Source organism: Nocardioides sp. LMS-CY (assembly GCF_018732145.1).
Classification (GTDB): domain Bacteria; phylum Actinomycetota; class Actinomycetes; order Propionibacteriales; family Nocardioidaceae; genus Nocardioides; species Nocardioides soli.
Genome location: NZ_CP076104.1, coordinates 4,099,815 through 4,120,993, shown reverse-complemented (window position 1 = coordinate 4,120,993; position 21,179 = coordinate 4,099,815). Strand labels below are relative to the sequence as shown.

Here is a 21,179-nt window from a genome sequence, read left to right as displayed (position 1 = left end):
CAGGCCGGCGGTACCCACCCGGGTGCCGCCGGCTCGTGCGTGTCGGAGTCGGCGGCCGGACGGCGGGCCTCAGATCCGCGGTACGACCCGGCCGAGCAGGTCGCCCATCCGGGACGCGGCGGCGCGGCCGGCCTCGAGGACCTCGGCGTGGTCGAGCGGCTGGTCGCTGATGCCGGCGGCCAGGTTGGTGACCAGGCTGATGCCGAGCACCTCCATGCCGGCCTCGCGCGCGGCGATGGCCTCGAGCGTCGTGCTCATGCCGACCAGCTGACCGCCCAGGATGCCGGCCATCCGCACCTCCGCGGGCGTCTCGTAGTGGGGGCCGGGGAACTGCACGTAGACGCCCTCGTCGAGGCTGGAGTCCACCTCGCGGCACAGGGCGCGGAGCCGGGAGCTGTACAGGTCGGTGAGATCGACGAAGGTCGCGCCGACGATCGGGCTCCGGCCGGTGAGGTTGATGTGGTCGGAGATGAGCACCGGGGTGCCCGGCGTCCAGGTCTCCTTGAGCCCGCCGCACCCGTTGGTGAGCACGATCGCGCGGCAGCCCGCGCGCGCCGCCGTACGCACGCCGTGGACGACCGCGTCGACACCCTTGCCCTCGTAGAAGTGGGTGCGGCTCAGGAAGACGAGCAGCTGTCGGTCGCCGGACCTGATCGAGCGGATCTTGCCGGAGTGGCCGGCGACCGCGGCCGCGCTGAAGCCCGGCAGGTCGGTGGTGTCGATCTCGGCGGTCGCCTCGCCGAGCGCGTCGACCGCGGGCAGCCAGCCCGAGCCGAGCACGAGTGCGATGTCGTGACGCTCGACTCCGGTCAGCTCGGCGAGACGCCGGGCGGCCTGGTCGGCGAGCTCGTACGGGGACTCGGGGGTTGCTGCGTGGGTCACATCGGCGACTCTAAACCGCTCCCGCCGCAACGCCAGCATCCGGCAGGATGAGCGGATGATCGATCACTTCGGCATCAACTGCTCCGACCTGGCCGCGTCGTCGGCGTTCTACGACAAGGTGCTCGGGGTCCTGGGCTTCGGCCGGGTCCTGGACTTCGAGGTCGCCATCGGATACGGCGTTCCGGGCAAGCCGGACTTCTGGATCGGCACCCAGCCCGAGGGCGGTCCCTCGTCCGGACCCAACCGCGAGGTGCACGTCGCCTTCCAGGCGGAGTCGGCCGACGCCGTCCGTGCCTTCTTCGACGCCGCCGTCTCCCTCGGTGCCGAGGTGCTGCACGAGCCCCGGAACTGGCCGGAGTACCACGAGGGCTACTACGGCGCCTTCGTGCGCGACCCCGACGGCAACAACGTGGAGGCGGTCTGCCACACGGCCCCGCCGGCCTGAGGCAACCCTGCCGCGTCAGTCGTCGAGCAGGTCGCGCGGGGTGATGGTCACCGGGTAGGGCGCGGTGGCGGTCCAGGTGTCGTCGGGCCCGACGAGCTCGGCTGCGACGTACCGGTCGTTGTCGAGCTGCCAGACGGTGAGCTCGGGACCGGTGGGGTCGATGGTCCAGTACGACGGGCAGCCGGCCTCGGCGAGGAGCTCCTTCTTGCGGCCGAGGTCGAAGAGCCGGGTGGAGGGGGAGAGCACCTCAACGGCGAGAAGCGGCGCGGTCGGCAGATCGATCTCGGTGAAGTCGGTTCGCCGGCCGACCAGGACGTCGGGCTGGAGAATGCTCGCCGGGCCGAGCGCGACGTCGAAGGGTCCGAGTAGAACCTTGCAATCACGAGGCGCGTGATCCGCCAGCAGGATCGCCAGGCTGCCGACGATCGACTGATGCCGGACGCCTTGGGCCGGAGTCATCACCAGGACCCCGTCGAGGAGCTCATGGTGGCGACCGTTCGGCGGCACCGCGTCTCGCTCTGCGCGGGTGTAGGGGCCCTCACGCACGATCACGTCGTGCCGGAGAAGCGTGGTCATACAGGTATGGTGCGTCATAACCCGGTCGACCGGCAGGGCCGGTTGCGCAGGGCGGCGACGTAGTCGGCCGGGGCGTCGGCCGCCTCGGCGGCGTCGGCCATGATCCCGAGGTACGACGCGGAGGGCAGCCCGCCCTCGTAGGCGTCCAGGACGTAGGTCCAGGCGACCACCGAACCGGTCATCGTGGCGACCCGGACCTTGGTCTTGCGGTAGAGGCCGGAGTCGGCGGCCTCCCAGCCGTCGAGCGTCGACTCGTCCTCGCGGGTGACGTCGTACACCGCGACGAAGACCTGGTCGATCGGATCCTCGACGATCGTCGGCAGCGCGCCGTCCCAGCCGTGCTCCTCGCCGCCGAACGTGAGCCGCCAGCCCTGGAGCCATCCCACCGTCGAGAGCGGTGAGTGCGGGGCGCGCTCGCCCATCCGCGCGGGATCGAGGTTGGTCCCGTAGGCGGCGTAAAGCGTCACTCGTGCAGAGTAGTGGAGCGGTGCGGAGTGACCGTGTTCACGTCAGTAGGCTGACGTGCGTGAGCACCCACTTCAACACCCTCGTCCTCGGCGCCGGCCCCGGTGGGTACGTCGCCGCGATCCGTGCCGCGCAGCTCGGCCAGACCGTCGCCGTCATCGAGGAGAAGTACTGGGGCGGCGTCTGCCTCAACGTCGGCTGCATCCCGTCGAAGGCGCTGCTGCGCAACGCGGAGATCGCCCACATCATCACGAAGGAGAAGGACACCTTCGGGATCAGTGGCGATGCGTCGATGGACTTCGGGAAGACCCACCAGCGCAGCCGCGGCGTCGCCGAGGCCAGCGCCAAGGGCGTCCACTACCTGATGAAGAAGAACAAGATCTCCGAGATCGACGGCTGGGGCACGATCAAGGGCACCGGCGAGGTCGAGGTCGACAAGGACGGCACCAAGACGTCCTACACGTTCGACAACCTGATCGTCGCGACCGGTGCCACGGTCCGGATGCTGCCGGGCATGAGCAAGAGCGCGAACGTCGTCACCTACGAGGAGCAGATCCTCGACAGCGAGCTCCCGGGCAGCGTCATCATCGGCGGCTCCGGTGCGATCGGGGTGGAGTTCGCCTACGTGCTGGCGAACTTCGGGGTCGACGTGACGATCGTGGAGTTCCTGGACCGGATGGTCCCGACCGAGGACGCCGACGTCTCCAAGGAGCTGCTCAAGCACTACAAGAAGCTCGGCGTGAAGGTGCTGCTGTCCACCAAGGTCGAGAACGTCGAGGACACCGGCAGCGGCGTCAAGGTGACGGTGAGCAAGGACGGCAACACCGAGGTGCTCGAGGCCGACCGGATGCTCGCGGCGTTCGGCTTCGCCCCGCGCGTCGAGGGCTACGGCCTCGAGAACGCCGGCATCGAGCTCACCGACCGCGGCGCGATCGCGGTCGACGCCCGCGGCCGCACCAACGTGCCCAACATCTACGCCATCGGCGACGTCACCGGGAAGCTGATGCTCGCCCACACCGCCGAGGCGATGGGCGTCGTCGCGGCCGAGACCATCGCCGGCGCCGAGACCATGGAGATCGACTTCGACATGATCCCGCGCGCGACGTTCTGCCAGCCGCAGATCGCGTCGTTCGGCTACTCCGAGGAGCAGGCCAAGGAGAAGGGGTACGACGTGAAGGTCGCGTCGTTCCCGTTCTCGGCCAACGGCAAGGCCCGCGGCATGGCCGAGGGCGTCGGCTTCGTGAAGATCGTGGCGGACGCCGAGTACAACGAGATCGTCGGCGCCCACATGATCGGCCCGGAGGTCACCGAGCTGCTGCCGGCGCTGACGCTGGCCCAGCAGTGGGACCTCACCGCCGACGAGGTGGCCCGCAACGTCTTCGCGCACCCGACGCTGTCGGAGGCGATGAAGGAGGCCGTCGAGGGCATCGCCGGCCACATGATCAACTTGTGACGAGCAGTCGCCGCGGCTGAGGGCGATGCGGCGTACCGAGGCCCGGTGAGACGAAAGGAAGCGCCACTATGGCCGACGAACGGGTCGTCATCATCGGGGGCGGTCCCGGCGGCTACGAGGCGGCGCACGTCGCCGCGCAGCTCGGCGCCGAGGTCACCATCGTCGACACGGACGGCGTGGGCGGCTCCGCCGTGCTCACCGACTGCGTGCCCAGCAAGACCCTGATCGCCACGGCCGAGGTGATGAGCGAGCTGGCCGGAGCGGCCGAGCTCGGGGTGACCTTCCTCGACGCCGGGGGCGACGCCGCCACCTCGATCCGGGTCGACCTGGCCCGCGTCAACAAGCGGGTGAAGCAGCTCGCGGCCGACCAGTCCTCCGACATCGAGCGGCGACTCACCCGCGACGGCGTCACGCTGGTCCACGGCCGCGGCCGGCTGGACGGTCCGGGCCGGGTCGTCGCGAGCCTGGCCGACGGCGGCGAGCGGACGCTCGAGGCCGACGCGGTCCTGGTCGCGACGGGAGCCGCGCCGCGCACGCTCCCGACCGCGCAGCCGGACGGCGAGCGGATCCTCACCTGGGAGCAGGTCTACGACCTCACCGAGGTGCCGACCGAGCTGATCGTCGTCGGCTCCGGCGTCACCGGCGCGGAGTTCGCCAGCGCCTACCTCAACCTCGGCATCCCGGTCACGCTGGTCTCCAGCCGCGACCGGGTGCTGCCCGGCGAGGACGCCGACGCCGCCAAGGTGCTCGAGGACGTGCTGACCCGGCGCGGCATGAACGTGCTCTCCAAGTCGCGCATGGAGTCGGTCACCCGCGACGGCGACGTCGTCACCGTGACCCTCACCGACGGCCGCACCGTCCAGGGCTCCCACTGCATCCTCGCGCTGGGCTCGGTGCCCAACACCGAGGACCTCGGCCTCGAGGAGGCCGGCGTCGTCACCAAGAACGGCGGCTTCGTCAACGTCGACCGGGTCTCGCGCACCTCCGCTCGCGGTGTGTACGCCGCCGGCGACTGCACCGGCGTGCTGATGCTCGCCAGCGTGGCGGCGATGCAGGGCCGGATCGCGATGTGGCACTTCCTCGGCGACACCGTGCATCCGCTCGACCTGAAGACGGTGTCCTCCAACGTCTTCACGGCGCCCGAGATCGCCACGGTCGGCTGGTCGCAGCAGGCCGTCGACGCGGGCGAGATCCAGGCCGAGGTCGTGATGCTGCCGCTCTCGGGCAACCCGCGCGCCAAGATGCAGGGCGTCCGCGACGGCTTCGTGAAGCTGCTCTGCCGCCCCGGCACCGGCAACGTCGTCGGAGGCGTCGTGGTCGGTCCGCGCGCCAGCGAGCTGATCCACCCGGTCTCGATCGCGGTCGCCGAGTCGCTCACGGCCGACCAGCTCGCCCAGGCGTTCACGGTCTATCCGTCGATGAGCGGCTCGCTGGCCGAGGCCGCGCGCCGCCTGCACCGCATCTGAGCCTCGGAGCCCGCCTTGAGGCGGTCCGTTGCCTCGACACGCCGGTCGCGACCTCGCAGGCTCGGTCGCGCGGCTCGCTCGACCACCATCAGCGTGTCCGCTTGCGCGTCCCCGCTAACCTGACCGCTCCGTCCGCTTCTCGGGAGGTCCGATGTCGATCCGGCGCGCTGCCGTCGCCCTGTCCGTGACCCTGGCGCTCGCCGCCACCGCCGCGCCGGCCGACGCCGGGCCGGCGAAGCCCGACCGGCGCAGGCTCGACAGCGTCACGATCACCACGGTCGGCTGGGGACACGGCAAGGGCCTCTCGCAGTACGGCGCCCGTGCCCGCGCCGAGGCGGGCCAGGGCTGGCGCGAGATCGTGCGGCACTACTACCCCGGCACGAAGTGGGGCACCGCCGGCGGCAAGATCCGGATCCAGATCACGGGTGACACCTCGCGGGACGTGGTCGTGCGGGCCCGGGCCGGGCTGAGGCTGCGCTCGCTCGGCGTCGGCAGGACCTGGCGGCTGCCGGCCAAGATCCGGGGCAAGCACGTGCAGGCGTGGCGGATCCAGCCGGCCGGGCATCGCTCGAAGGTCTCGTTCAAGACCCGCACGTGGCACCACTGGCGCACCGCCCGAGGCGACGCCGAGTTCTCCGCGGGCGGCCAGCCGATCGTCCTCAAGATCCCCGGCGGACGGGCGACGTACCGCGGCGCCCTGCGCTCCACCTCCGTCAACGACTCGGGCAGCAAGCGCAACACCGTCAACGTGCTGCCGATCGACTCCTACCTGCGCGGCGTCGTGCCCCGCGAAGTCTTCCCGTCGTGGCCGGCTCACGCGCTTCGGTCGCAGGCCGTGGCGGCGCGCACGTACGCGGCCTTCGAGCGCCGCGACAACCGGCACCGCCCCTATGACCTGTGCGATACCGACGCCTGCCAGGTCTACGGCGGGGTCGCCGACGAGACTCCGCAGACGGATCGTGCCATCACGGCGACCCGACGCAAGGTGGTCAGCCTCCAGGGCCGCCCGATCTTCGCCCAGTTCTCGGCGAGCAACGGCGGCTGGAGCATCGACGGCGGCTACCCCTACCTGCGCGCGGAGGAGGACCCCTTCGACACCGGCGTCCTCGGTGAGGACCCGAAGGCCACCACCTTCACCGCGTCGGACATCACCCGCAACTGGCCGGGGATGGGCGACCTGGTGTCGATCGCGGTCACCGCCCGCGACGGCCGCGGCCCGTACGGCGGCCGGGCGCTGGAGGTCACGGTGACCGGCACCGGTGGCACCCACACGGTCTCCGGCGACGACTTCCGGAGCTGGATGGGGCTGCGCTCCACGCTCTTCGAAATTACATAAGTGTAGTTCTCCGGTTCACATTGCGGGGCCGCTCGGAGCATGGTGCGATGGCTCGTCACACTCGCACCATCCGCCACTTCAAGCCCCGAGGACCTCATGCGTCGCAGCACCGCGCCCCTGCGCGTCGGCCTCCTGGCCGGCGCCCTGACGCTCTCGGCGACGGTGGCGTCCGCCGGGCCGGCCGGCGCTGCCGCCGAGCGACGCGCCGGCGGCTGGGACGTGCCGGCCGCGGCGCGGATCACCATCAGCGGTCACGGCTACGGCCACGGCCACGGCATGTCCCAGTACGGCGCCGAGGGGGCCGCGCGCCAGGGCCTCACCTACCAGCAGATCACCGAGTTCTACTACCCGGGCACCCAGTGGGGCACCGCCGCCGGGCGGGTGTCCGTGCAGCTCACCGCCGACACCACGCCGCGCGACCTCGTGGTCCGCGCCCGCGCCGGTCTCACGATCAAGGACACCCAGGTCCGCGGGCGGACCCTGTTGCCCGAGAACGGCGCCACCGCCTGGCGGGTGGTCACCGGCCGGGCCGGCGTCGGCCGGGTCTCCTACCGCACCGACCGCTGGTACCCCTACACGACCCTGCGCGGCACCGGCGAGTTCTTCGCGGGCGGCCGGCCGATCACCCTGGTGACGCCGTCGGGGGAGCGCGCCTATCGCGGCCGGCTGCGCACCGGGATCACCTCCACCGGCACCCGCGCGACCGTCAACGAGCTGCGCCTCGAGAAGTACCTGCGCGGGGTCGTCCCGCTCGAGCTTCCGGCGACGTGGAGTACCGAGGCGGTGCGTGCCCAGGCGGTCGCGGCGCGCACCTACGCGGCGTACGAGCGCGCGCACCCGCGGTCCTCGGCGTACCAGATCTGCGACACGACCTCCTGCCAGGTCTATGGCGGGGTCGCCGCCGAGCACCCGAGCGCCAACCGGGCGATCCGGGACACCCGGACCCAGATCCTGACCAGCTCCGGCGAGCCGGCCTTCACCCAGTTCGGCTCGAGCAGCGGCGGCTGGACGGCCGCGGGCTCGATGCCCTACCTGCCGGCGCGCGAGGACCCGTACGACGGCTGGGCGGGCAACCCGGTGCATGCCTGGAAGATCGTGCTCGCCGACACCCGGCTGGAGCAGGCGTGGCCGGCCGTCGGCGACCTGCGGCGCATCGAGATCACCTCGCGCGACGGCAACGGCGCCTGGGGCGGCCGGGTCGGCTCGATCACCCTGACCGGCAGCGCCGGTCAGGTGACCGTGAGCGGAGACAGCTTCCGCTCGGCGCTCGGGCTGCGCTCGACCTGGCTGACCCTCACGATCGCGCCGGGCTGACCACCCGCAGCAACGGCCGGAGCACGAGCCCGGCGACCAGCGCCCAGAACGCCGCGCCGACACCGAGCACGGTCACGCCCGAGGCGGCCACGATGAAGCACACGACGGCCGCCTCGCGGCCGTCCTCGTCGGCGAGTGCGCCGGCGAGCGACGCCGCGAGCGTGCCGAGCAGGGCGAGGCCCGCCGCCGCCTGCATCACGTCGCCGGGTGCCGCGGCGACCAGGGCCGTCAGGGCGGCGCAGCAGAGCGCGAGCACGAGGTAGGTCGCCGACGCGGTCACGGCGGCGATCCAGCGGCGACTGCGGTCGGGTCCGGCCGTCGGTCCGGCCGTCAGCGCGGCGGTGATCGCCGCCAGGTTGATCGCGTGTCCGCCGAAGGGGGCGCCGGCGACCGTGCCGATCCCGGTCACGGTCATGGCCTCGCGCCACGGCACGGCGTACCCGTAGCTCGCGGCGATCGCGACGCCGGGCACGTTCTGCGAGGCCATCGTCACGACGTAGAGCGGCACGCCGATGCTCACGACGGCCTGGAGGGTCCAGTGCGGGGTGGTCCACGTGGCCGAGGGGACCAGGTCGGCCGCCGCCACCGACGACCCCGCCGCGACCACCACCACGATCAGCGCTACGGCCAGCGAGACCGGCACCGCCCACCGCCGCGAGATCCGGTGCATGACCAGCCAGGCGAGCACCACGGGCGCGACGTACGCCGGGGAGTCGGCGAGCCCCGTGACCGGTTCGAGGCAGATCGGCACGAGCACCCCGGCGAGCATCGCCCGGGCGAGCGACGTCGGGATGCGCGAGACCAGGTCGCCCAGGGCCGGGACCAGGCCGGTGAGCACGACGAGCAGGCCGGTGACGACGAACGCTCCGACAGCCGCGGGCCAGCCACCGGTCACGACGCCGGTCGAGATCAGCAGCGCGGCACCCGGCGTCGACCAGGCGAGAGTGATCGGCGTCCGGTGCCGGACGGAGAGCCAGAGCATGCCGAGCGCCTGGGTGATCAGCAGGGTGAGGAATCCGGACGCGGCCTGCTCCGGCGTCGCCCCGACGGCGGCGAGCCCGGTCAGCACGACCACGAACGAGCTGCTCGTGCCCACGACCGCGGTGACGATGCCGGCGACGACCGGCGTGCCCTCCTGATCGGTCACGCCCGACTCCCACCGTGGCGCCCCGGGACGAGCGGGCGCGATGCAGTCGTCGACCGCCCCGGCGTACTTCGCGGGCAGTCCCGCAACGCCTGCGCCAGCGCCGACTCCCGCCCCGACACGACCGAACCTACGAGAGCACGAGCACCAGGTCGCCGCCGTCGACGGCCTGAGTGCCGGAGAGCGCGATCCGCTCGACGGTCCCGGCGACGGGGGCGGTGATCGAGGCCTCCATCTTCATGGCCTCGATGGTCGCGACGGTGTCGCCGGCGGCGACCTTGTCGCCCGGGGCGACGACCACGGTCACGACGCCCTGGAACGGCGCGGCGACGTGGCCGGGCTGGCCGCTGTCGGCCTTCTCGGCCGCGGCGACCTCGGCCGCGATGGACCGGTCGCGCACGTTGACCGGGCGGAGCTGGCCGTTGATCGTGGCCAGCACCGTGCGGATGCCGCGCTCGTCGGCGTCGCTGATCGCCTGGATGCCGAAGAGCAGGGTCTTGCCCTCCTCGAGCTCGACGGTGTGCTCGACGCCCTGGCGCAGGCCGTAGAGGTACTCCCGGGTCGGCACCACCGACAGGTCGCCGTACGTCGCGCGCGACTCGGTGAACTCCCGGGTCGGGCCGGGGAAGAGCAGCTCGTTGAGCATCCGGCGGCGGCGCGGGTTGGTGGTGTGGCGCTCACCGTCGAGAGCCTCCCGCTGCTCGTCGGTGAGGGTCTCGAGCGGCGGCTTGTGCTTGCGGCCCTCGAGCGCCTTGGTGCGGAACGGCTCGGGCCAGCCGCCCGGCGGGTCGCCGAGCTCGCCGTTGAGGAAGCCGATGACGGAGTCGGGGATGTCGAACCGGCCGGGGTTCTCGGCGAACTCGGCCGGGTCGGCGCCGACGGCCACCAGGTGCAGTGCGAGGTCGCCGATGACCTTCGACGAGGGCGTCACCTTCGGGACGTTGCCGAGGATGTCGTTGGCGGCGGCGTACATGTCCTCGATCTGCTCGAACTTCTCGCCGAGGCCGAGCGCGATCGCCTGCTGGCGCAGGTTGGAGAGCTGACCGCCGGGGATCTCGTGCCGGTAGACCCGGCCGGTGGGCGAGGGCAGGCCGGACTCGAACGGCGCGTAGACCCGCCGGGTCGCCTCCCAGTAGGGCTCGAGGGCGTTGACGGCGCCCAGCGACAGGCCGGTCTCGCGGTCGCTGTGGTCGGTCGCCGAGACCAGGGCCGAGAGCGGCGGCTGGGAGGTGGTGCCGGCCATCGACGCGGACGCGGCGTCGACGGCGTCGACCCCGGCCTCGATCGCCGCGACCAGCGTCGCGAGCTGGCCACCGGCGGTGTCGTGGGTGTGCAGGTGCACGGGCAGGTCGAAGCGCTCGCGCAGCGCGGTCACCAGGGTCCGCGCCGCCGGCGCGCGCAGCAGGCCGGCCATGTCCTTGATCGCGAGCACGTGCGCCCCGGCCGCGACGATCTCGTCGGCCAGGCGCAGGTAGTAGTCGAGCGTGTAGAGCGACTCGGCGGGGTCGGACAGGTCGCCGGTGTAGCACAGGGCGACCTCGGCGACCGCGGTGCCGGTCGCCCGGACCGCCTCGATCGCCGGGCGCATCTGCTCGACGTCGTTGAGGGCGTCGAAGACCCGGAACACGTCGATGCCGGTCGCGGCCGCCTCCTCGACGAAGGCGTTGGTCACGTCGGTCGGGTACGGCGTGTAGCCGACGGTGTTGCGACCGCGCAGCAGCATCTGGAGGCAGATGTTCGGCACCGCCTGGCGCAGGGCGGCGAGCCGCTCCCACGGGTCCTCGGCGAGGAAGCGCAGCGCCACGTCGTACGTCGCGCCGCCCCAGCACTCCAGCGACCACAGCTCCGGCGTCGTGCGCGCGACGTGGCCGGCGACCGCGAGCAGGTCGCGGGTGCGCACCCGGGTCGCGAGCAGGGACTGGTGGGCGTCGCGGAAGGTCGTGTCGGTGACGGCGACGTCGTTCTGTGCGCGCAGCCGGCGCGCGAACTCGGCCGGGCCGACCTCGAGCAGCAGCTGCCGAGTGCCGTCGGGCGCGGGCACGTCGAGGTTGACCGCCGGCAGCTTCGCGACCGGGTCGAGGCTGACCGGCGCCGCGCCGTGCGGCTGGTTCACGGTCACGTCGGCGAGGTAGCTGAGCAGCTTGCTGCCGCGGTCGCCCGACCCGCGCGCCTGGAGCAGCTGCGGGTGCGTCTCGATGAACGACGTCGTCACCCGGCCGGCCGCGAAGTCGGGGTCGGCGAGCACCGCCTGCAGGAACGGGATGTTGGTGGAGACGCCGCGGATCCGGAACTCCGCCACCGCTCGGCGCGCCTTCTCGACGGCCTTCTCGAAGGTGCGTCCGCGACAGGTGAGCTTGGCCAGCATCGAGTCGAAGTGCGCGGAGACCTCCGCGCCGGTGTACGTCGTGCCACCGTCGACGCGGACGCCGCCGCCGCCGGGGGAGCGGTACGTCGTGATCACGCCGGTGTCGGGACGGAAGTTGTTGGCGGGGTCCTCGGTGGTGATCCGGCACTGCAGCGCCGCGCCGCGCAGCTGGACCGTGTCCTGCGCGAGCTCGAGGTCGGCCAGCGTCTCGCCGGAGGCGATCCGCAGCTGCGACTGCACGAGGTCGACGTCGGTGACCTCCTCGGTCACGGTGTGCTCGACCTGGATGCGCGGGTTCATCTCGATGAAGACGTAGTTGCCCTGCGGATCGAGCAGGAACTCCACGGTGCCGGCGTTGCGGTAGCCGATCTCCTGGGCGAAGCGCACCGCGTCGGCACACATCCGGTCCCGCAGCTCCGGGTCGAGGTTGGGCGCCGGGGCGATCTCGACGACCTTCTGGTGCCGCCGCTGCACCGAGCAGTCGCGCTCGAAGAGGTGGATCACGTTGCCCGCGCCGTCGGCGAGGATCTGCACCTCGATGTGCCGGGGGTCGACGACGGCCTGCTCGATGAAGACGGTCGGGTCGCCGAAGGCGCCCTCCGCCTCGCGCATGCAGGTCTCGACGGCGTCGCGCAGGTCCTTCGGGTCGTCGACGCGCCGCATGCCGCGCCCGCCGCCGCCCGCCACGGCCTTGACGAAGAGCGGGTAGGGCAGGTCGGCGGCCGCCGCGATCAGCGTGTCCGGGTCGGTCGAGGGCTCGACGCTCGCCAGCGTCGGGACGCCGGCCGCCTTGGCAGCGGCGATCGCGCGCGCCTTGTTGCCGGTCAGCTCCAGCACCTCGGAGGTCGGACCGATGAAGGTGATGCCCGCGTTGGCGCACGCCTCGGCGAGCGCGGGGTTCTCCGACAGGAAGCCGTAGCCCGGGTAGACGGCGTCCGCACCGGCCCGCACCGCGACCGCGACGATCGCCTCGGGGTCGAGGTAGGCGCGCACCGGGTGGCCCCGCTCACCGATCTCGTAGGCCTCGTCGGCCTTCAACCGGTGCTCGGACCAGCGGTCCTCGTAGGGAAAGACCGCGACGGTGCGCGCACCCAGCTCATAGGCCGCGCGGAACGCTCGGATCGCGATCTCGCCCCGGTTGGCCACCAGTACCTTGGAGAACATGGCGGACACGCTATAAGCCCGGCGCGGCGGGCGACGGCGCGCTCGTCTCCGGCGAGACGAGGAACTGCCCGAGCAGCTCGGGCATCGCGTCGTGGGCGAGTGTCACCGCCGTGTCCACCGGTACGTCGAGCACGGTCACCGCCTGCCGCCCGCCGGCCGTGGTCGCGACCAGTGTCGTCAGGCCGGCCCGGCGCTGGAACCACGAGGCGCGCAGGTTCCAGCCGATCACGCCGCGCACCGCGAGCGCCTCGCGTCGGCGATCGAGGCTGCCCGAGCGCGCGACCAGGTGCCGGTCGACCAGCGCGTGACCGAGCGCGGCGGCCCGGTCGTGGGCGAGCAGGAGCGCCGCCGGGAGCGCGAGCAGCGTGGCCAGCCACCAGGTGTCGAGCACGCCGGCGGCGACGGCACCCACGACGACCGCGAGCGCGACGAGCACCGGTCCGGTCGCCCTGGTGTAGCGGCGCCCCCGGGCGCGGGGCCCGTGGCCGGTGAGCGGCGTCTGCACCGGTGCGACGGTGCCCAGCACCTCGGCCGCAACCCGGTCGACCACCGGGCGCGGACAGGGCGGTGCCAGCAGCGAGCTGGCCGACCGGCCGCGGTCCAGGCCGGTCACGATCGCCGAGACACGCGCCCCGCGCGCGGCCCGCAGCGCGAGCGGGTCCGCGATGCTCACGCCGCTGACGCGCTCGTCGTCGACGGTCGTCTCCCGGGTGGTGAGCAGGCCGCGGCGCAGGTGCCAGGCGCCGTGGCGCCGGGGGCCGGTGTGGGTGAGCGTGAAGCCCCAGTTGGTGACGACGTACCCGGCGATGGCCAGCGCGGAGACGAGGATGGCCAGCAGCACCAGCCCGATCGGCACTGCGAGCCAGATCGACCATCCGGTCGCGCCGTTGACGATGCCCTCGGCGTCGAGGTCGTCGAAGCCGCCGACGGCGTTGAGCGTCTGGGCCGCCACACCGAGGGCACCGCCGGCCAGCACCAGGCCGGTGGTCGTCAGCGGGGCGAACCGCACCCAGGCGGGGTCGAAGCGCACGACCACGCGGTCGGTGGGCGCGGCCTCGCTCCCGGTGTCGCCGAGTCGGAGCAGCTCGGCACGGAGCCGCCGGGCGTGCTCGACCGGCAGGCCGTCGAGGTCGAGGTGGTCCTCGTCGTCGGTCGAAGCCGTGCCGGTACCGATCCGCACCGTGGTGAGCCCCAGCAGCCGATGGGTGAGCGAGGCGGTGACGTCGACGGTGCGCACCCGGTCGAGCGGCGTCGACAGCAGGTGCCGGTTGACCAGGCCGCGGCGCAGCTCGACCCGGGCGGCGGTGATCCGGTAGTACGTCGTGAAGTACCGCAGCAGGCCGAGCGCGACCGGGATCGCGATGCCGAGCCCGTGCCACCAGTCGGTCCGGCCGGCGGCGGTGCCGGCGATGAAGATGGCCAGCAGCGCGGGCAGGAAGCGCACCACCTCGCGCACCGGGTAGATCAGCAGCATCCGCGGGTCGAGCCGGCGCCAGGCGACGTCCTCCGCGGCCCCCGGGATCCCGCCGGCCTCCGGGGTCTCCGGTGCGGTCTCGGGATCGGTCACGTCGCGTCGCCCGGCACGGTGTCGGCCTGCACCGCGAGCTGGTCGACCAGCTCGAGGGCGCGGCCGCGTTCGAGTCCGACGATCTCGAGCGCTCCGGCGGCCGAGGCCGTGGTGACGGTGACGGTGGCGAGCCCGAAGAGCCGCGCGATCGCGCCCTCGGCGTGGTCGACGGTCTGGATCCGCGACATGGGCGCGATCCGCCGTTCACGCACCCACCAGCCGGTCTGGGTGTAGACGGCGGTGTCGGTGACCTCCCAGCGGTGCACCCGGTAGCGCCAGAGCGGCATCACCACGACGTATGCCGCGGCGAGGACGCCGACCAGCGCGACCAGCCAGCCGGGGATCGGGAGCCAGCCGGTGATCGGGCCGACCACGGCGAGGATCGCGACCAGCACGACCGCCTCGAGCCCCGCCGACGTCGCCCACATCAGCCGCGCCCGGGGGCTCACCCGCTGGCGGGGCTCGCGCAGGCGTGGCCGGGCCTCGGAGTCCGTCACGCCCCGAGCCTACGGGGCGGAGCGGCGGCGGCTCCGACCCCGTCGGCCCGACTCGAGCAGCCGCCCGAGGAGGTCGCCGTCGAGCGCTCCGTAGCCGGTGCGGCTCCACGCGCCCAGGTCGAGCTTGAAGTAGTGCGCCGGCCGCCCGTCGGCGACGAAGTCGAGCACGTCGTCGGGCTCGGTGCCCCCGGTCACCGCGCGAGCGCACCGCTCACAGGCGGGCACCCGGACACCGGACTCGCCATCGCGCCAGAGCACCGGTGTCGTGGCGCCCTCGTGCAGTGGGTTGAAGTAGCAGCTCGGCGCGGGCTCCCAACCGCGACCGTCGACGGCCGCGGCGAGGGCGGAGCGTCCCCGCCCGGCCAGCACGATCGCGCCGACGGCGTCGGCGGGCGAGTGGTCGCGGTCCAGGATGCGGCGCGCGACGTCGTAGTGGTCGAGGGCCGCCTGCCACGCGGGCAGGCCCGCGCTGCGCCGGGGGTCGAGCTCGGCGGCGTCGATCGCCTCGCCGAGAGCGAGCACGTCCGCCTGGGCCCGACCCTCGGTGCGGCGGTCCTCGGCGGCCCGGACGGTGCTGAGCACGGCGGTCGGCAGCGTGAACGATGCCCCCGTCGGGGTGGGCGCGGCCGGCAGCGCCCGCGCCCGGCGACGGCGCGCGGTCACGACGACGGCGACCAGGGCGAGCACCGCGACGGCGATGCCGGTCAGCGCTCCGGCGCCGAGCCCGCCGTCGTCCCCGCCGGACGAGCCGCCGGGGTACCGCTCCTCGGGGTCGAGCTGCTCGTAGAGGCGCTCGGCGTCGCCCGACTTCAGCAGGTCGAGCACCCGCAGCGCCTGGGCGCCGAGGTCGTCGGGGTGCTCGGCCGAGGCGACCCGCGCGGCGTAGAAGAGCCCGGAGTCGTCGGGGAAGCTGGTGAGCTCGAGGACGTAGGGGTCGTCGCCGTACTGCGGCTCGAGCCCGACGTACACGCCGGAGCGGCCGGTGTCGTCGCGGATGTAGTTCGCGAGCTCCCCGGCGTCGCCGTGCGTCAGCGGGTCGCGGTGGTCGAGGTCCACGAGGGCGACGTACGTCGGTGTGTCCGCCTCGGCCGCCGCCGCCTCGATCTGCGCCTCGACGTCGTGCGGCACCTGGTCGCGGAGCTCGGGGGCGACCCAGACGCCGTCCTCGCCGAGCTCGGCCTCGATCTGTCGCAGGGTCTCCTCGTCGATCCGGGTCATGCGCGGCCCTCACGAGCGGAGCGGGACAGCGCACCGACGAGGCCGACGACCGCCAGCAGCCCGAGGTAGCCGATCGCCGCGAAGAGCAGGCCGGCCGCGATGCCGCCGCCGGTGCCGCCCCAGTAGTCCGAGCGCGTGTCACCGCCCTCGAAGTCGCGCTCCGGCGGCACCGCCGCCAGCTCCTCGACGAGCCGCTCCAGGGCCGCGCCCGCGCGGCCCTTGCCGTCGGCGTCGACGTAGGGATCGCGGTAGCCGAGGGCCCCCAGGAGTGGGTAGCTGCCCCGGGTCACCACCGCGTAGTAGCCGTCCTCGCCGACCCCCACCCGCAGCTGGTCGAGCGCGGCGTACGTCGTGTTGTAGCCGGCGTCGGCGGTGTCCGCCCACCAGACGACGAAGACCGGCACGGGAGCCGTGGCGATGATCCGCTCGACGGTGGCGACCTCGTCGTCGGTCAGCTCGTCGCGCAGCTCCGGCCCGACGTAGAAGCCGGTCTCCCGCACGCCGTCGATCGCTGCCTGCACCCGGTCGCCGGGCGGCTCCTGCGCCGCCGCGGCCAGGATGGCGTCGTCGAAGTCGACCTCCGGCGGCACCGCGTGGTGCCCGGGGACCAGGCCGGCGAACAGCCCGACCCCGACCGCGACGACCACCGCCAGCAGGGCACCGAGGACCCTCATCGCGACCGCCCCCTCGCGGCGGCCACGCGCGAGGCGAGGTCGCCGAGGTCGGCGGCGAGGCTGCCGAAGCCGGTCTGCGCCCAGACCGAGTCGCCCTCGTAGTAGGGCTGGAGCCGCCCGTGCCGGCGTACCTTCAGGGTCTCGGGCTCCCGGCCGGAGCTCACCGCCTTCCGGCACGCGCGACACACCGGCACCTCGACCGCGCTGTCGCCGAAGCGCCACTCGGCCACCTGGGTCGCGGTGGCATGGCGCGGGTCGAAGAAGCAGACGTCGTACGGCGCCGTGGCGCGCCGCCGGGCGATGGCGAGCTCGCGGCGCCCGGCGCGGGCCAGCACCAGCGCACCCATGACGTCGAGGACGTCGTCGGAGCCGAGCAGTGGCTCGGCGACCTCGCGCGCGAGTGCGGCGCGGTCGTGCCGGTCTCCGGCGGGCGCGGTCGGCAGCGTCTCGGCGAGCGCGGTGAGCTGGGTGCCCGCCTCGGCCCGCAGGGTCTCGATGTCGGGGGGCGCAGGACTGCCGGCGGCCCTCGCCCGAGTGCTCGGCCGGTCGCTCGTCCGGTCGCCGCGCCGGCGACGCCAGCCCGGCCAGCCGACGAGGCTCTGGAGCAGCACGGCCAGCAGGCCCGCGCCGACGGCGACCCCGACCATCCACCGCTTGCCGGTGCTCCACGGCTCCGGCGGCTCGTCCAGGTCGGACCGGCTCGGCCGCTCGTACGGTTGCAGGTCCCGCTCCCGTTCGGCGAGGTCGTCGACGACGGTGTCGGGGAGGCTGACGTCCTCGTAGTCGAGTCCCTCGCTCTGCGGCGGGGCGGCGAGCGCGGTCTGGAGCACGGCCTCGACGTCGACGGTCGGGGTGAGGAGGTAGCTCCCGCTCGCGGCCTCGACGGCGTCGCTGTCGGTGTTGGCCTGGAGGCTGAAGAGCGTCTCGTCCCAGCCCGTGCCGATGACCCGGACGCCGGTGGGGCTGCCGCTCGCCGAGACGACGTAGAGACCGGGCTCGCCGATCCGCCGGCTCAGCGCGGTGGCGAGGAAGCGCGACGAGTCGATGCCGGCGTCCACGTCGGGCGGCGCGTCGATCACGGCGACGTACGCCGCGAAGGGCAGTCGCGACACCAGTTCGCCGATCCGGGCCATCGCCCCGCTGGTGTCGCCGGACGCGCGCGTCTCCTGGACGATCACGTGGTCCTGGCGCAGCGCCTGCTCCAGGGCGTCGATCGTGTCCGGGTAGGGGACATCGCCCGAGAGCAGCATGGCGTTGCGGACCCGGTCAGTCCTTGAGTTCGCAGATCACCGCGCCGTTGGCCACGGTCTGGCCGACCTCGGCCTGCAGGCCGGTGACGGTGCCGGCCTTGTGGGCCTTGAGCGGCTGCTCCATCTTCATCGCCTCGATGACGACCACGGTGTCGCCCTCGGCGACCTCCTGGCCCTCCTCGACGACGACCTTCACGACCGTGCCCTGCATGGGGCTGGTGACGGCGTCGCCGCTCGCGGCCGCGCCGGCCTTCTTGCCGCCGGCGCGCTTCGGCTTCTTCGCCCCTCCGCCACCGGCGGACAGACCTGCCCCGAGAGTCTGGCTGAGCCCGCCGGGCAGCACGACCTCGAGCCGCTTGCCGCCGACCTCGACGACGACCTTCTGGCGCTCGTCGGCCTCCTCGGCCTCGGCCACGTCGCCGCCGTAGGGCTGGATCTGGTTGTCGAAGTCGGTCTCGATCCACGTGGTGTAGACGGTGAACTCACCCTCGCCGGACGGCGTGGAGGCGCCGACGTACGCCGGGTCGTCGACCACCGTGCGGTGGAAGGGGATCACGGTCGGCATGCCGTCGACGACGAACTCGTCGAGCGCGCGGCGCGAGCGCTCCAGCGCCTGGGTGCGGTCGCGGCCGGTCACGATCAACTTGGCGATCAGGGAGTCGAACGAGCCGGGTACGGTCTCGCCGTTCTCGTAGCCCCCGTCGATCCGCACGCCCGGACCCTGCGGCGGGCTCCAGGCCGACAGCGTGCCGGGGGCGGGCATGAAGTTGCGGCCGCCGTCCTCGGCGTTGATGCGGAACTCGATCGAGTGGCCGCGCACCTCCGGGTCGTCGTACCCGAGCGCCTCGCCGGCGGCGATCCGGAACATCTCGCGCACCAGGTCGATGCCGGTCACCTCCTCGGAGACGCAGTGCTCGACCTGGAGCCGGGTGTTGACCTCGAGGAAGGAGATGGTGCCGTCGCGGCCCACGAGGAACTCGCAGGTGCCGGCGCCGACGTAGCCGGCCTCGCGCAGGATCGCCTTCGAGGACTCGTAGAGGCGGGCCACCTGGTCGTCGGTGAGGAACGGGGCGGGCGCCTCCTCGACCAGCTTCTGGTGCCGGCGCTGCAGCGAGCAGTCGCGGGTGGAGACCACCACGACGTTGCCATGGGCATCGGCCAGGCACTGGGTCTCGACGTGGCGCGGCCGGTCGAGGAACTTCTCGACCAGGCACTCGCCGCGGCCGAACGCCGTGACCGCCTCGCGCACCGCGGACTCGTAGGCGTCGGGGATCTCCTCGAGCGTGCGGGCGACCTTGAGGCCGCGGCCGCCGCCGCCGAAGACGGCCTTGATCGCGACCGGCAGGCCGTTGGCCTTCGCGAACTCGACGACCTCGTCGGCGTCCTGGACCGGGTCCTTGGTGCCGGGGGCGAGCGGGGCGTTCGCCTTCTGGGCGATGTGCTTGGCCCGCGCCTTGTCGCCCAGCGCCTCGATCGCGGCCGGCGGCGGGCCGATCCACACCAGGCCGGCGTCGAGCACGGCCTGGGCGAAGTCGGCGTTCTCGGCCAGGAAGCCGTAGCCGGGGTGCACCGAGTCGGCGCCCGCCTGCTCGGCGACCGCGAGGATCTTGGCGATGTCGAGGTAGGACTCGGCGGGCGTCGCTCCGCCCAGCGCGTAGGCCTCGTCGGCCAGCCGCACGAAGAGCGCGTCCCGGTCGGGGTCGGCGTAGACCGCCACGCTTCCGATCCCGGCGTCCTTGCAGGCCCGGATCACCCGCACCGCGATCTCTCCGCGGTTGGCGATCAGGACCTTCTGCAGCGGCTTGCTCTCGGGCACTACCCCTCCTGCGTCAGACATGGCGGGTCGGCACGACCCCGCGGGGCAGGGTATCGCCAGCGGGCGCCCAGATGGGCTTCGTCCGGGTGTGGGCCATGTCGCACCAAGCGGATGTTTGGTGTCCCGAGGGTCGCGAGGTTAACAACCGCTAACCTCGGCGGCTAGCATGCGGAGCATGAGCCAGTCGTCGAGCTTCGAGGTGTCCCGCGAGCACGAGGAGTTCCGTCGGAGCGTCCGCGACTTCGCGGAGGCCGAGATCGCGCCGCACGCCGCTCGGTGGGACCGCGACCACCACTTCCCGGTCGACGTCGTGCGGAAGATGGGCGCGCTCGGCCTCTTCGGGCTGACCGCTCCGGAGGAGTACGGCGGCGCCGGCGAGGACGGCGACTTCACCAGCCTCTGCGTGGCGATCGAGGAGATCGGCCGGGTCGACCAGTCGCTCGGCATCACGCTCGAGGCGGCGGTCGGCCTCGGCATCAACCCGATCCTCGCCTACGGCACCGACGAGCAGCGTCGGACCTGGCTGCCCGACCTCGTCGCGGGGGAGCGGCTGGCCGGCTTCGGCCTCACCGAGCCGGGTGCCGGCTCCGACGCCGGGGCGACCACGACCCGCGCCGTACTGGAGAACGGCGAGTGGGTGGTCAACGGCGCCAAGCAGTTCATCACCAACTCCGGCTCCGAGATCACCAGCCTGGTGACCGTCACCGCGCGCACCGGTGAGACCGAGGCCGGGAAGGCGGAGATCAGCACGATCATCGTGCCCAGCGGCACGCCCGGGTTCACCGCGGAGAAGGCCTACGACAAGCTCGGCTGGCACGCCTCCGACACCCACCCGCTGACGTTCGAGGACGCGCGCGTCCCGGAGGCCAACCTGCTCGGCGCCCGTGGCCGCGGCTACGCCCAGTTCCTCGCAACGCTCGACGACGGCCGGGTCGCCATCGCCGCGCTCGCCGTCGGCTGCATCCAGGCCTGCCTCGACCTGAGCGTCGAGTACGCCGGGGACCGGCAGACCTTCGGCGGTCCGATCGGGCGCAAGCAGGGCGTGGCGTTCCAGATCGCCGACCTCGAGGTGATGCTGCACGCGTCGCGGCTGCTGACCTACCGGGCCGCGGCGATGAAGGACTCGATGCGCGACGGGTCCGGCGCGTCGACGAAGGACTTCAAGCAGGCCGCCGCCGTCGCCAAGCTCTACGCCACCGAGTCCGCCGTCACCGCCACCCGGATCGCCACCCAGGTCTTCGGCGGCTACGGCTTCATGGAGGAGTACCCCGTCGCCCGCTTCTACCGCGACGCCAAGGTGCTCGAGATCGGCGAGGGCACCTCGGAGGTGCAGCGGATGCTGATCGCGCGCGGCCTGGGCCTGCCGGTCGAGTAGCGCCACCCGGGGTGGTTTCGAGGCTCAGGCGCCAGGGCGCCTTCGCACCTCAACCACCGTGTCACGGTGGTTGAGGTGTGAGGAGCGCCAGCGACGAGCCTCGAAACCGCCCGCTGGGGTGACAGGTCTCGAGGTTCGGGCTCGGCGGCCCTCACACCTCAGCCACGTGGTC

Annotated in this window: 17 protein-coding genes; 6 read left to right on the top strand and 11 right to left on the bottom strand. The window is 73.1% G+C overall.

Translation table 11 applies throughout. The features are described from left to right. Window positions 1-69: 69 nt before the first annotated feature. Window positions 70-921, bottom strand: coding sequence for a purine-nucleoside phosphorylase (locus KM427_RS19540; RefSeq protein WP_183591469.1), 852 nt, complete (start codon window positions 919-921; stop codon window positions 70-72). A 16-nt stretch (window positions 922-937) separates the two neighbouring features. On the opposite strand from KM427_RS19540, the gene KM427_RS19535 reads away from it, so the two are divergent. Beyond that, a complete protein-coding gene (locus KM427_RS19535; RefSeq protein WP_183591468.1) occupies window positions 938-1,327 on the top strand; it encodes a VOC family protein in 390 nt (129 codons plus the stop codon). A 15-nt stretch (window positions 1,328-1,342) separates the two neighbouring features. Here KM427_RS19535 and KM427_RS19530 read toward each other — a convergent pair whose 3' ends face one another. Both KM427_RS19530 and KM427_RS19525 read right to left on the bottom strand, forming a co-directional pair. Continuing rightward, window positions 1,343-1,903: a Uma2 family endonuclease gene (locus tag KM427_RS19530; protein WP_215525001.1), complete on the bottom strand. Its 561-nt coding sequence runs from the start codon at window positions 1,901-1,903 to the stop codon at window positions 1,343-1,345. A gap of 14 nt (window positions 1,904-1,917) precedes the next feature. Then, window positions 1,918-2,370 carry a gamma-glutamylcyclotransferase family protein gene (locus KM427_RS19525; RefSeq protein ID WP_183591466.1) on the bottom strand — a complete coding sequence of 151 codons (453 nt, stop codon included), beginning with the start codon at window positions 2,368-2,370 and terminating at the stop codon, window positions 1,918-1,920. A 59-nt stretch (window positions 2,371-2,429) separates the two neighbouring features. On the opposite strand from KM427_RS19525, the gene lpdA reads away from it, so the two are divergent. The 4 genes from lpdA to KM427_RS19505 all read left to right on the top strand — a co-directional run bounded on the left by lpdA (window position 2,430) and on the right by KM427_RS19505 (window position 7,937). Further along, window positions 2,430-3,821 carry a dihydrolipoyl dehydrogenase gene (lpdA, locus tag KM427_RS19520; protein WP_215525000.1) on the top strand — a complete coding sequence of 464 codons (1,392 nt, stop codon included), beginning with the start codon at window positions 2,430-2,432 and terminating at the stop codon, window positions 3,819-3,821. 68 nt (window positions 3,822-3,889) lie between these two features. Further along, on the top strand, window positions 3,890-5,287 hold the full coding sequence (locus KM427_RS19515) for an NAD(P)H-quinone dehydrogenase (RefSeq protein ID WP_183591464.1): 1,398 nt from the start codon (window positions 3,890-3,892) through the stop codon (window positions 5,285-5,287). A gap of 151 nt (window positions 5,288-5,438) precedes the next feature. Then, on the top strand, window positions 5,439-6,623 hold the full coding sequence (locus tag KM427_RS19510) for a SpoIID/LytB domain-containing protein (RefSeq protein WP_215524999.1): 1,185 nt from the start codon (window positions 5,439-5,441) through the stop codon (window positions 6,621-6,623). A 96-nt stretch (window positions 6,624-6,719) separates the two neighbouring features. Continuing rightward, on the top strand, window positions 6,720-7,937 hold the full coding sequence (locus KM427_RS19505) for a SpoIID/LytB domain-containing protein (RefSeq protein ID WP_183591462.1): 1,218 nt from the start codon (window positions 6,720-6,722) through the stop codon (window positions 7,935-7,937). Here KM427_RS19505 and KM427_RS19500 read toward each other — a convergent pair. From KM427_RS19500 to KM427_RS19465, 8 genes are all read right to left on the bottom strand, one after another. Continuing rightward, window positions 7,918-9,084: a benzoate/H(+) symporter BenE family transporter gene (locus KM427_RS19500; RefSeq protein WP_215524998.1), complete on the bottom strand. Its 1,167-nt coding sequence runs from the start codon at window positions 9,082-9,084 to the stop codon at window positions 7,918-7,920. The two genes, KM427_RS19505 and KM427_RS19500, sit on opposite strands and share 20 nt — an antisense overlap. 127 nt (window positions 9,085-9,211) lie before the next feature. Beyond that, entirely contained in the window at window positions 9,212-12,610 is a 3,399-nt protein-coding gene (locus KM427_RS19495) for a pyruvate carboxylase (RefSeq protein ID WP_215524997.1), read from the bottom strand. Window positions 12,611-12,620: 10 nt separating this feature from the next. Further along, entirely contained in the window at window positions 12,621-14,177 is a 1,557-nt protein-coding gene (locus KM427_RS19490; protein ID WP_215524996.1) for a PH domain-containing protein, read from the bottom strand. Continuing rightward, window positions 14,174-14,674, bottom strand: coding sequence for a PH domain-containing protein (locus tag KM427_RS19485; RefSeq protein ID WP_252274681.1), 501 nt, complete (start codon window positions 14,672-14,674; stop codon window positions 14,174-14,176). Before KM427_RS19485 ends, KM427_RS19490 begins: the two co-directional genes overlap by 4 nt. A 9-nt stretch (window positions 14,675-14,683) precedes the next feature. After that, window positions 14,684-15,892, bottom strand: coding sequence for a hypothetical protein (locus tag KM427_RS19480; protein WP_215524995.1), 1,209 nt, complete (start codon window positions 15,890-15,892; stop codon window positions 14,684-14,686). Further along, window positions 15,889-16,566, bottom strand: coding sequence for a hypothetical protein (locus KM427_RS19475; protein ID WP_215524994.1), 678 nt, complete (start codon window positions 16,564-16,566; stop codon window positions 15,889-15,891). The genes KM427_RS19480 and KM427_RS19475 overlap by 4 nt, the downstream gene beginning before the upstream one ends. Beyond that, window positions 16,563-17,816: a hypothetical protein gene (locus tag KM427_RS19470; protein WP_215524993.1), complete on the bottom strand. Its 1,254-nt coding sequence runs from the start codon at window positions 17,814-17,816 to the stop codon at window positions 16,563-16,565. Before KM427_RS19470 ends, KM427_RS19475 begins: the two co-directional genes overlap by 4 nt. Window positions 17,817-17,832: 16 nt before the next feature. Further along, entirely contained in the window at window positions 17,833-19,632 is a 1,800-nt protein-coding gene (locus KM427_RS19465; protein ID WP_215524992.1) for an acetyl/propionyl/methylcrotonyl-CoA carboxylase subunit alpha, read from the bottom strand. Window positions 19,633-19,807: 175 nt separating this feature from the next. Between KM427_RS19465 and KM427_RS19460 the strand changes: the two genes are divergently transcribed. Beyond that, complete coding sequence (locus tag KM427_RS19460) at window positions 19,808-21,007, top strand: acyl-CoA dehydrogenase family protein (protein ID WP_183591454.1); 1,200 nt, start codon at window positions 19,808-19,810, stop codon at window positions 21,005-21,007. The last annotated feature ends 172 nt before the right edge of the window (window positions 21,008-21,179 follow it).